Below are 10,680 nucleotides of genomic sequence, written 5' to 3'. Positions count from 1 at the left end.
TCACTGCCCAAGCTAAAGGACTACCAACTGAGCGAGGCCGCGCTGATGCCGCTGTGCGGCAAGATCAATGACACCCAATGTAGCCGCGAGGACTGTCCATGTCTGGCTGGCTGAAGCATATCGCCGAACGCGGTCATCCTGTCGATAGCCCGGCCACCAGCTTCGGTGGCCATCGTCCCGCCTATATGGTGCTCGACCAGCGTCGTGCCTCCGGGCGCTGCGCTGATCTCATCGGGCAGCCTGGTTGGCGTGACTTCCTCACGCTCTTCGCCACCACGCCGTTAGCGCCGCTGATCGATGCCAGTCCTTGGCTGATCGAGCTCGATGTCGGCAGCGTCGCCTGGCATAGCGGTGAGACGCTATGCCGGGAGCAGCACTTGGGCTGGATCTTTCAGCCGGCACAAGCGACCTCGCTCAATGACCTGGCCGATCATCTACGCCGCCTGTTCGTGCTCGACGACCCCCACGGCGGCCAGTCATTGGTGAACCTGCAGGCCCCAACCGCCTGGACCGCCCTGCTCGCCGCCAGCAGCGACACCGCCTACGCCCAACTGATCGGGCCCCTCGGACGGGTCGTCACGCCGACGCCGCTGTCGCACTGGCAGGTTTGGCAGCCCGTCGATGACGCCGACAACGTCGAGATACCGCCGCTGACCCAAACACTGGAAATCGCCCTCAAGGAGAGCCCGCGTGGCTGGTGGCTCAGCCAGGCGACCGATACGCCGTTGCAGGCATTGCCCGCCGAATGGCTGGAGCGGCTTGGGCAGCTAGAGGCCGCGGGCATCCACCAGGCTCACCATTTACAACGTCTTCTACCGAAAGTATGCGAGGACGACGCGGACTGGTGGGCTCAGGCGAGCACCATGCAGCTTCTTCAAGCGGCCAGGCCGGCCTGGCAGAAAGTCGACGCACTGGAGGCGTCCGCATGACTCAGGAAAATTCTATCGAATGGCCTCCGTTCACCTCTTCCAGCACCGGCGGCTCTATCTGCGGACAGGGCCAGCACGCGTGTCAGGCAGCGGAGTGGGTGGATATCCTCTACCTCGTCGGCACCGGACGTTTCTGGCTATTGACGCAAGACGCCGCCAATCTCCTCCACGAAGCCGCTCATGAGCTTCATCAGTGGGCCAGTATCGAAGACCCTGGTCAGCGCAACGCCACGCTGTCCGAGAAAACCGGGATCATGGAGTGCTTCCTGCCGGCCACCCCCGGCAGTTTTCTCCCGGAGGAGGAGCGTGACCGCTACGACGCGCTGGAGGAGGAACTGGCCAAGGCCAGGGTCTGGCACAACGGCCTGGATACCACCATCGAGACAGCACCGACGCCAGATGGACGCGAAGCCGACGATCAACAACGCCAGTGGCGCTACCAACGCCAGCAGCAGGCCAACGAGATACGGCGCCTCGAGGATGAGCTGAGCACCTTGCGCCATGCCGGACGGCGGGCCGCGCGTGACGCGGGCTATGTCCGCGAAGGGGATGCGTTCTACGGCCCCTGGGAGAGTGAGATCCAGCAGGCCTTGGAAAACTACCGTCGCACCCGCCAGGAGGCTATACGCAAGCACGAGCTGCTGCCGGCCGTGAATGATGACGCTGATGACGACCCCGAGCAGCGCTACACCCTGCAGGAGGTGATCGCCGAGTACAAGACGTTCCTAGACCACTGCGAAGAGCAAACACCCAATGCCGCTAGCGCCCGGTGCCATCTCGACGACATGATCCAGATGGCGGAGCTGCACAGCGAAACCCTCTATGCCGCCTACCTGGAAAGCATTCTCCACCTGGCGGCACTGGGCATCGCCACACCGGAATACGCCCTGGCCAAGCCGTCCACCCCGGACGCCACCTTGTGGAAGGGCGTCGAGGACTTCGATCACTACAACGACCTGCTGCGCGAACAGGCCGAGCTGCTCGCGGCGGTGGAGAGCAAACTGGAAGAGTGGCAGACCGGCACCGCAGGCCACGCCGCCCTCCCGCTGTTCCTGTTTGCCGATGAGCGTGAACGTTATCAGGAGCTCAACGAACAGCTCGATGCCCTGCACGAGCGCGCCAAGCAAGCCGTGGAAACCCTGCGTCCACGCCGCGTGCTGCTCTGGCAAGCCGACCTGGCCGATGAGCGCAACGCCTTCGGCTATGAAAAGCGCCGCCTCGACCTTCTCGTCCGCAACGACTGGCCACTGCGTGAGTTCACTGCCGCCGGTGGCGAGCGCGAGTTGAGCCATATCAGCCTGCACCTGCTGATGGACTATATGAGTGATCCAGAGCGGCGCCGCATCGCACCGCTGCTCGACGCCGACGGCGCCCTCCCGGCTACCCTGTGGGACGCTCCGGAAACGGCGCTTTCGCACTGGCTCGACCTCAAGGGCTGCGAGCCCATCGACTGGCGCGGTGAATGGCACGGCGAAAAGCTGGGGCTGTTCGAACCCGAGAAGTTCTATGCCGCGCTCGATGAGGCGGGCCATGAGATTGCCAGCCTGGCCAGCGACGACGCCAGAACCCGCTGGGGAGAGACCCTGCAGCGCCTGCTGTTCACCGGCCCAGCCAGGGATACCCTGCGGCTGTTCGACGCCAGCGCCCAGGCTCAGGCCCTGCGCCTGATCGGGCTCACCGAGGGAAAGCTCTCCTCTGCGATCACTCTCGATTTCCCCGAACCGCTACGCTTGGCCGACACGAGCCCACCGGATGGCGAGTGGGAGAGCCGGCAAGGCAGCGTCGAGGCCTCCAGCGACAGCGGGCCATTGCGTCGTGAATGGGAGCTCAAGGGGGACTACCATCTGGTGCGTGGCGAACTCACCCTGAACGTACTGGACCTCCCCGAAGAGGAGGAGGCGCTGCATGCCAGGCTACCCCTTAAGGACGGCGGCGAGCTGGACCTGGGCCGCTACGCCCTGCGCCTAGAGACCGTGGCCAAGGGCTTCGCTGGCGCCAGCCTGGCCATGTCCGGCACGCTGCGCCTATCGTTTGACGGCGAGCCGAGCATCAGCGCCGAGGAACCGGTAAACCGCCTGGGCATCGGCGCTCGGCTAAACGCCTTCCTGGGTACCCGCGGTGGCATCGAGCATCGCTGCGAGCTGCGCTGGGAACCGCCCGAGGACATCGCCATGCGTGCCCCCATGCACCAGGCGGTGGACGCCTTCACCCGACGCAACCAGCTGGACGAGCTACAAGAGTGGCGCAGCCTGGGCATGGCCGTGTGGCATCGCGAGCACGGCCTGGGCTGGGGCGGGAATACCGACTTCCATATCGGCCTGCGGGATGGCAAGTTCGTGCTGCGGGCCAAGGCCTCGGTGTTCTGCGGCAAGGGCGTCGGCGGCGGCGTGACCATGGAACTCGACAATCGCCACCTGGACCTGTGGCTGACCATGCTGCACCGCGACCTGGTGGCCAGTGGTTTCGAGCGGGTCGACTGGCTGGATGCAGAGGCCTTCGAGGAGCTCAGCAACCTCGGCTATGTACTGATGATGACCCTGCTCAATGCAGGCCTGGTGATGGCCAAGGGGCGCGCCTGGCTACGGCAACTGCGGGATGAGCTGTCGGAGACGGATCGTGCGGGGCAGATCGCCTATGTCCTGACATCGCGCGATGGCAAGGAGGAGCGTCAGCTGCGTGCCTGGGTCCAGCAGCTAACCCCCGAAGCCCTGGGCTCTCTGCTTTGGCTATTGACCAGCACACCACGTGAATTTGAAGTCGAAGAAACGGTTACCGGCGGTCGGGGCCGCGGGGCAAGGCGTAGGCGCTTTAACGAGCATGAGGCACGCGACCTGCAGCAGATGGCCATCGCCAACTGCGTGGGTTGGATTCACGACGGCATGCTCATCTGCACCTACGGTCCGCTGCGGCCGGCGTCCGGCCCCAACCCGGGCAGCCTCCTGTTCGAGAAGGCCCTGCTACGGCTGGATCGTTATGGCAAGCGCACCCATGACGTGCGCGGGCTTGGCTACTGCCATAACCGCTATCTATTGGATCGATTTATGAAAAGCGACTCTGGTACTGACAACCCCGAAGTCGTTGATGCGAGAAACCTTTATCTTGATGCTGCTAATAGCCTGGGCCGGCATGCCGATACCCAATGCGAATACCTGCCCGATGGGCAGGGGGGCATGCGCGTTATCTACGAGGAACCACAATGATCAAGGCCACGATGAACAAGGGATATAAAGCCCTGACACTCGCCACCCTGCTGCTTTTGCCAATCAGCGGCTGGGCACTGGATGCCGAGACCCAGGCCGCCAAGGACGAGGGTCTGCGTCTCTATAATGCCCACCTCCGCAGCCAGGCTTCGCCTTACTTGGAGCCCGCTGCCGAGGCTGGCGATGCAGAGGCCATGTACTACCTCGGCGAAATCCATCGGCTCCGTCATATGGGCATGACCCGCGAGGCCTTGGAGTGGTACCAGCGTGCCGGCGAACGGGGTGACCCCTACGCCATGCTGCGCCTGGACGAGGGCGGCGCCTGCCAACTGGGCGATGTCTGCCCCGAAGGCGGCGACGACTGGCGAGAGGCGGCTCTGGAGGCGACCCTGCCCCTGGCTGAGGAGGGAGACGCCGCCGCCATGGGCGTGCTGTTCGATATCTACAGCGCTCTGGAGCAGCCCCAGGTGGCGGATGACTGGCTGGAGCGTGCCGGCGAAGCCGGCGACGCTGAGTCGCAATACTGGTTGGGTATCCTGATCGGCGATGGCCTGGGTGACTACCCCGATGAGGTGCAGCGAAAGGAAGTTGCCGAGGCCTGGCTTCGCCGCGCCGCCGAGCAGGGCCATGCCCCGGCCATGAACCGCCTCGCCGCCCTGCTAAGCCAGCAGGAGCGTCATGACGAAGCCTGGGACTGGAGAGTCAAGGCTTCGGAAGGGGGGCATCAAGGCTCCCGCATCAATCTTGGCTGGTGCTACCTGAACCCCGAGGAGCGTGGGGATATCTGTGTGAAGGGACAGGATGTGGTGAAGGGGTGGGCCATACTCCATGCTGTCTCGGAAGAAACGGATAATCGTACGGCGCAAAACGTCATGGGGCGAAACCGTGAATTGCTAACCGCTGAGCAGTACAAAGAAGCTGAAGCCCTTTCCGAAGAGTGGCTGGACAAGGAGCCGCCTCTCTCTGAGTTTCCGCCCCGGTTCGGGTATTGACGATGCGCTGTATCGGCATATTGGCAATCGCCGCCCTGCTGCTCAGCCCAATCAACGGCTGGGCACTGGATGACGAGGCCCAGGCAGCCAAGGATAAGGGCATGATTGCCTACAACCTCGGCTTCCTGCTTGATGCCGTGCCCCATCTGAAAGTGGCCGCCGAGACGGGCGACGTCGACGCCATGTACTACCTGGGCGAGTCCCATCGCATCGCCCATATGGGCATGACCCGCGAGGCGCTGGAGTGGTACCGGCGCGCCGCCGAGAAAGGCGAGCCCTACGCCATGCTGCGATTGCATCAGGGCGGCGCCTGTCAGCTGGGCGATGTCTGCCCCGAGAGCGGCGACGACTGGCGGGAGGCGGCCTTGGAGGCGACCCTGCCTTTAGCGGAGGCGGGCGATACCGAGGCGATGTACACACTATTCTTGATCTACTCCACACTGGAGGAGACCGAACAGTCATATCACTGGCTGGAGACGGCCGCCGAAACTGGCAACCCGGAAGCCGAGGATCGACTGGGGGCAAGAATACAAAATGATTACGGCGACTACCCTGATGACACTGCACGCTTGCAGGCCGCAGAGACCTGGCTTCGCCGGGCCGCCGAGCAGGGTCATGCCCCGGCGATGAATCGCCTCTCGGCCCTGATGATTCAGAAGGAGCAGTATGAAGAAGCCTGGGAGTGGATTGTCAGAGCGTCGGAGGCCGGGCATATGAACGGCCGGTTAACGGTGGGCTGGTGCCTCTTTGATCCAGAAACAGAGGATAGATGCCAAACCGAACAAGATAGCGTTAAAGCCTGGGCCATATTGCATGCTGTGGTGGAGGAAACCGACAATCGAACGGCCAAGTGGCTCTTGGAAGATTACCAAGATCAACTCTCCACTGAACAGCATAAGGAAGCGGAGGCCCAGGCAGAAGAGTGGCTCGCCAAGGAACCACCGTTGTCTGAGTTCCCGCCCAGGTTTGGCTTTTGACGATGGGCAGGATCGGCGTACTGGCACTCGTTGTTCTGCTGCTCAGCCCGATCAGCGGCTGGGCACTGGACGCCGAGACCCAGGCCGCCAAGGAAGAGGGTCTGCGTCTCTATAATGCCCACCTCCGCAGCCAGGCTTCCCCTTACTTGGAGCCTGCTGCCGAGGCTGGCGATGCAGAGGCCATGTACTATCTCGGCGAAATCCATCGGCTCCGTCATATGGGCATGACCCGCGAGGCCCTGGAGTGGTACCAGCGCGCCGCCGAGAAAGGCGAGCCCTACGCCATGCTGCGACTGCATCAGGGTGGCGCTTGTCAACTGGGCGATGTCTGCCCCGAGAGCGGCGACGACTGGCGAGAGGCGGCCCTGGAGACGACCCTGCCTTTAGCCGAAGCGGGCGATACCGAGGCGATGTACACGCTATTCTTGATCTACTCCACGCTGGAGGAGACCGAACAGTCGTATCACTGGCTGGAGACGGCCGCCGAAACTGGCAACCCGGAAGCCGAGTATCGACTGGGGGCAAGAATACAAAATGATTACGGCGACTACCCTGATAACACTGCACGCTTGCAGGAAGCTGAGGCCTGGCTACGCCGGGCTGCCGAGCAGGGTCATGCCCCGGCGATGAGTCGGCTATCAGCTACGCTAAGCCAGCAGGAGCGCCATGAGGAGTCCTGGGAGTGGATGATTCAGGCCTCAGAAAAAGGGCTACTCGATGCTCGACTGGGCATGGGGTGGTGTTACTTAGAACCGGATCGTGATCAAAAATGTCTGGTTGAGCAGGATGTCGTGACAGGGTGGGCAATTCTATTCGCCATGGTCGAGGAAACGAACAATGTTTCGGCGGAATGGTTGCTTCAGACCCGCGGCGAATTGCTAACCGCTGAACAGCACCAAGAAGCCGAAGCCCTTTCCGAAGAGTGGCTGGACAAGGAGCCGCCTCTCTCTGAGTTTCCGCCCCGGTTCGGGTATTGACGATGCGCTGTATCGGCATATTGGCAATCGCTGCCCTGCTGCTCAGCCCGATCAGCGGCTGGGCACTGGATGACGAGGCCCAGGCAGCCAAGGACGAGGGTATGATTGCCTACGACCTTGGCTTTTTGCTCGATGCCGTGCCCCATCTGGAAGTGGCCGCCGAGGCGGGCGACATCGACGCCATGTACTACCTGGGCGAGTCCCATCGCATCGCCCATATGGGCATGACCCGCAAGGCCCTTGAGTGGTACCAGCGCGCCGCCGAGGAAGGCGAACCCTACGCCATGCTGCGACTGCATCAAGGCGGCGCCTGTCAGCTGGGCGATGTCTGCCCTAAGAGCGGCGACGACTGGCGAGAGGCGGCCCTGGAGGTCACCCTGCCTAAAGCGGAGGAGGGAGACGCCGCCGCTATGGGCGTATTGTTCTACGTTTACAACGCTCTGGGCCAACCGGAGGAGACCGTCAGTTGGCTCGAGCGTGCCAGCGAGGCCGGCCATGTGGAGTCCCTGTACCGGATGGGACACCTGATCCATGACGGCTATGGCGATTACTCCAATGAGACGCAGCGACGAGAGGAAGCCGAAGGCTGGTATCGCCGAGCCGCTGAAGGGGGTTACCCGCCAGCCATGGACCGCCTCGCCGCCCTGCTAAGCCAACAGGAACGCCATAAGGAAGCCTGGGAGTGGATGATCGAGGCCTCTGAAGAAGGCGTTCTTGATGCTCGCCTGAGTATCGGATGGTGCTATCTAGAGCCGAACACTGAAGAAAGATGCCAAGTCGAGCAGGATGTGGTGAAGGGATGGGCGATTCTGTTCGCTATGGTTGAGGAAACGAGTAATGATTCGGCGGAATGGGTGCTCAAGACCCGCGGCGAATTGCTCACCGCCGAACAGCGTGAAGAAGCCGAGGCTCTGGCCGAGGAATGGTTGGCCAAGGAGCCACCGCTATCCCAGTTTCCGCCCCGGTTCGGGTATTGACAGTGAGAAGGAGCGGCATCGTAGCACTCACCCTCCTGCTGCTCAGCCCGATCAGTGGGTGGGCACTGGATGCCGAGACCCAGGCCGCCAAGGACGAGGGTCTGCGCCTCTACAACGCTCATCTCCGTAGCCAGGCTCCGCCCTACCTGGAGCCCGCCGCCGAGGCAGGCGATGCGGAGGCCATGTACTATCTCGGCGAGATCCACCGGCTGCGCCATATGGGCATGACCCGGGAGGCGCTGGAGTGGTACCGGCGTGCCGACGCCTTCTTGCATTCTCCAGCAGACCTCATCCCATCAAACGACGCACCGCGAGCTCCACGCCGCGCAGCTCTGCCAGGCCGCGCAGTCGGCCGTAGAGCGGATAGCCCGGGGCGGTGTCGCGCTGCAGGTCGTCGAGGATGTGATGGCCATGGTCGGGGCGCAGCGGCAAGCGTGCCCCACCCTCCCGTTCACGGCGGCGCTCCTCGGCCACCAGGGCCTGGATCACCGCCACCATGTCTACGTCGCCGTCGAGGTGCGGCGCCTCATGGAAGGAGCGCGGATCCGGCGTCTCGCGCCGGGTCGAGCGCAGATGGACGAAATGGACCTGCGGCCCAAAGCGCCGCGCCATCTCGGCCAGATCATTGTCGTCGCGCACCCCGTAGGAGCCGGTACACAGCGTCAGGCCATTGGCCGGGCTAGGTACGGCAGCGAGGATCCACTCGGCGTCGGCGGTGCTGGAGACCACCCGCGGCAGCCCCAGCATGGGGCGCGGCGGATCGTCAGGATGGATCGCCATGCGGATACCCACCTCCTCGGCCACCGGGATCACCGCCTCCAGGAATACCTTCAGATGCTCTCGCAGCCGCTCGGCGTCGATATCGGCATAGCCCGTCAGCACCTCGCGGAACTGGGCCAGGGTATAGCCCTCCTCGGCACCGGGCAGGCCGGCGATCAGGGTATCGACCAGGGTGTCGCGGCCGGCCTGATCGAGGCCCTCGAGATAGTCCCGAGCCTGGCGCCGTTCGGCATCGCTGTACTCCGCCTCGGCCCCGGGGCGCTCGAGCAGATAGAGGTCGAAGGCGGCGAAGGCGGTCTGATCGAAGCGCAGCGCCCGGGCGCCGTCCGCCAGGCGATAGCTCAGGTCGGTGCGGGTCCAGTCGAGCACCGGCATGAAGTTGTAGCAGACGGTTTCGATGCCACAGGCGGCCAGATTGCGCAGGGTCTGGCAATAGCTGGCGATCAGCTCGTCGCGCTCCGGCAGCCCCTGCTTGATCGCCTCATGGACCGGCACGCTCTCCACCACCGACCAGGAGAGGCCGGCGCCCTCGATCATCGCCTTGCGCTCGCGGATCGCCTCCAGCGACCACACCTGGTCGTTGGGCACCTGGTGCAGGGCGGTGACGATACCGCTGGCACCGGTCTGGCGGATCTCGTCGAGTCGGATGGGGTCCTTGGGGCCGAACCAGCGCCAGGTATGTTGCATAGAGGCGTCTCCACTTATGAGCGACTGCCCACCACAGGCCCTTAACACCGCCCGAGGTGAGCACAAAATGTCACTGTACCCTTTCAGGGTACAGTGACTTCACTGCTAAAGAAGGGATTACAATTCAAGCACTTTTTGCCAAATAGCATCATCAACTGGCACACCCTTTTCGAGGTTATCGCGCCTTGTTTGTAGCGTTCTTTCTCCAGGATAGCTGACGTTACCGTGCCCCTCTGCAGGCTCGGCATCATGTAAGTAGCGAACTAAATCATCGACAGCACTCTGCGACAAAGACTCCTCCGACAGCTTAGCAGGATCAAACGCCATAAAGACTTGTGATGTGCCATATCCTGACGCATGTGGCGCCGGCTTAAGCTTATCCACTTTACTGGTAGAGAGTCCCCCAGATAACAGGGCAGCGATCAAGTCCAACATCACGGCCAGCCCCGAACCCTTCCAGTAGCCCGCCGGTAAGATACGCATTGACTTCTCAATCTCTGCCGGGACTCTGGTGAGATTGCCGTCACTATCAAAACCGCCATCAACGGGCAGCAGCTCACCCTTGAGCCGGGTGACCTCCAACTTCCCATAAGAGAATTGAGACATCGCCATATCGAGTACAATGTGTCCATCCTTACGCGGTACAGCGAGCACCATGGGATTATTGCCGACTCTACGATCTTTCGATCCCCATGGAGGCATGCAAGATTCCGTATTGGTCCAGCAAATCCCTATGCATCCTGCATTGGCCGCCTGCCAACCATAGCTGCCCCCCCTCATCCAGTGATTGGTATTCTTTATTGCAACCACGCCCAGGCCATTTTCCCGTGCCAGTGAAACCGCACGATCCATCGAATATTGGGCATTGAGGTTACCCGGACCGAGATTTCCGTCGTACTGTTCAAGCACGCCCAAGTCAGCGACCAGCGTTGGACTGGCATGAATGTCCACCCACCCCTCATCGATATATTCAACGAATCTTGGAACACGGTTCAGGCCGTGTGAATAGACACCATCAAGGCTTGCCTCTGAAAAGAGGCGCGCGCACTCTTTAGCACGATCATCTCTCAGCCCCTTGTTCACCAAGACACGCTCTATTTCCTTCACCATCACCTCAAAAGGAACTCTATTCATATTACTAAACTCCTTAAAATAATTAGC

General features: G+C 62.4%; 8 protein-coding genes. 6 read left to right on the top strand and 2 right to left on the bottom strand.

What is annotated here, in order from left to right:
- Nucleotides 1–98: 98 nt before the first annotated feature.
- From IEI94_RS05535 to IEI94_RS05510, 6 genes are read left to right on the top strand one after another with little or no spacing between them, the layout of a single operon-like run.
- The gene (locus tag IEI94_RS05535; RefSeq protein WP_191166333.1) at nt 99–929 is read left to right on the top strand and encodes a DUF4123 domain-containing protein; all 831 of its coding nucleotides are present in this window, start codon (nt 99–101) and stop codon (nt 927–929) included.
- The gene (locus IEI94_RS05530; protein ID WP_191166332.1) at nt 926–4,129 is read left to right on the top strand and encodes a hypothetical protein; all 3,204 of its coding nucleotides are present in this window, start codon (nt 926–928) and stop codon (nt 4,127–4,129) included. Before IEI94_RS05535 ends, IEI94_RS05530 begins: the two co-directional genes overlap by 4 nt.
- Nucleotides 4,126–5,121: a tetratricopeptide repeat protein gene (locus tag IEI94_RS05525; protein WP_224749952.1), complete on the top strand. Its 996-nt coding sequence runs from the start codon at nt 4,126–4,128 to the stop codon at nt 5,119–5,121. Before IEI94_RS05530 ends, IEI94_RS05525 begins: the two co-directional genes overlap by 4 nt.
- 2 nt (nt 5,122–5,123) lie before the next feature.
- Nucleotides 5,124–6,098, top strand: coding sequence for a tetratricopeptide repeat protein (locus tag IEI94_RS05520; protein ID WP_191166331.1), 975 nt, complete (start codon nt 5,124–5,126; stop codon nt 6,096–6,098).
- Nucleotides 6,099–6,100: 2 nt separating this feature from the next.
- Nucleotides 6,101–7,075 carry a tetratricopeptide repeat protein gene (locus IEI94_RS05515; protein WP_191166334.1) on the top strand — a complete coding sequence of 325 codons (975 nt, stop codon included), beginning with the start codon at nt 6,101–6,103 and terminating at the stop codon, nt 7,073–7,075.
- Between the two features lie 2 nt (nt 7,076–7,077).
- The gene (locus tag IEI94_RS05510) at nt 7,078–8,052 is read left to right on the top strand and encodes a tetratricopeptide repeat protein (RefSeq protein WP_191166330.1); all 975 of its coding nucleotides are present in this window, start codon (nt 7,078–7,080) and stop codon (nt 8,050–8,052) included.
- Nucleotides 8,053–8,340: 288 nt separating this feature from the next.
- Here the strand turns inward: IEI94_RS05510 and uxuA are convergent, their stop codons facing one another.
- Nucleotides 8,341–9,519, bottom strand: a complete 1,179-nt coding sequence (uxuA, locus tag IEI94_RS05505) for a mannonate dehydratase (RefSeq protein WP_191166329.1) — start codon at nt 9,517–9,519, stop codon at nt 8,341–8,343.
- 117 nt (nt 9,520–9,636) lie between these two features.
- The gene (gene yiaK, locus IEI94_RS05500; RefSeq protein ID WP_191166328.1) at nt 9,637–10,653 is read right to left on the bottom strand and encodes a 3-dehydro-L-gulonate 2-dehydrogenase; all 1,017 of its coding nucleotides are present in this window, start codon (nt 10,651–10,653) and stop codon (nt 9,637–9,639) included.
- Nucleotides 10,654–10,680 lie beyond the last annotated feature (27 nt).

It is taken from the genome of Halomonas sp. ML-15, assembly GCF_014779595.1.
GTDB lineage: Bacteria > Pseudomonadota > Gammaproteobacteria > Pseudomonadales > Halomonadaceae > Franzmannia.
This window is presented reverse-complemented; position numbering and strand designations above follow the sequence as displayed.

Coding starts and splice junctions, on each gene's coding strand:
- IEI94_RS05510 (WP_191166330.1), top strand. CDS start 7,078: ATGCGCTGTATCGGCATATTGGCAATCGCTGCCCTGCTGCTCAGCCCG.
- IEI94_RS05515 (WP_191166334.1), top strand. CDS start 6,101: ATGGGCAGGATCGGCGTACTGGCACTCGTTGTTCTGCTGCTCAGCCCG.
- yiaK (WP_191166328.1), bottom strand. CDS start 10,653: ATGAATAGAGTTCCTTTTGAGGTGATGGTGAAGGAAATAGAGCGTGTC.
- IEI94_RS05520 (WP_191166331.1), top strand. CDS start 5,124: ATGCGCTGTATCGGCATATTGGCAATCGCCGCCCTGCTGCTCAGCCCA.
- IEI94_RS05535 (WP_191166333.1), top strand. CDS start 99: ATGTCTGGCTGGCTGAAGCATATCGCCGAACGCGGTCATCCTGTCGAT.
- uxuA (WP_191166329.1), bottom strand. CDS start 9,519: ATGCAACATACCTGGCGCTGGTTCGGCCCCAAGGACCCCATCCGACTC.
- IEI94_RS05530 (WP_191166332.1), top strand. CDS start 926: ATGACTCAGGAAAATTCTATCGAATGGCCTCCGTTCACCTCTTCCAGC.
- IEI94_RS05525 (WP_224749952.1), top strand. CDS start 4,126: ATGATCAAGGCCACGATGAACAAGGGATATAAAGCCCTGACACTCGCC.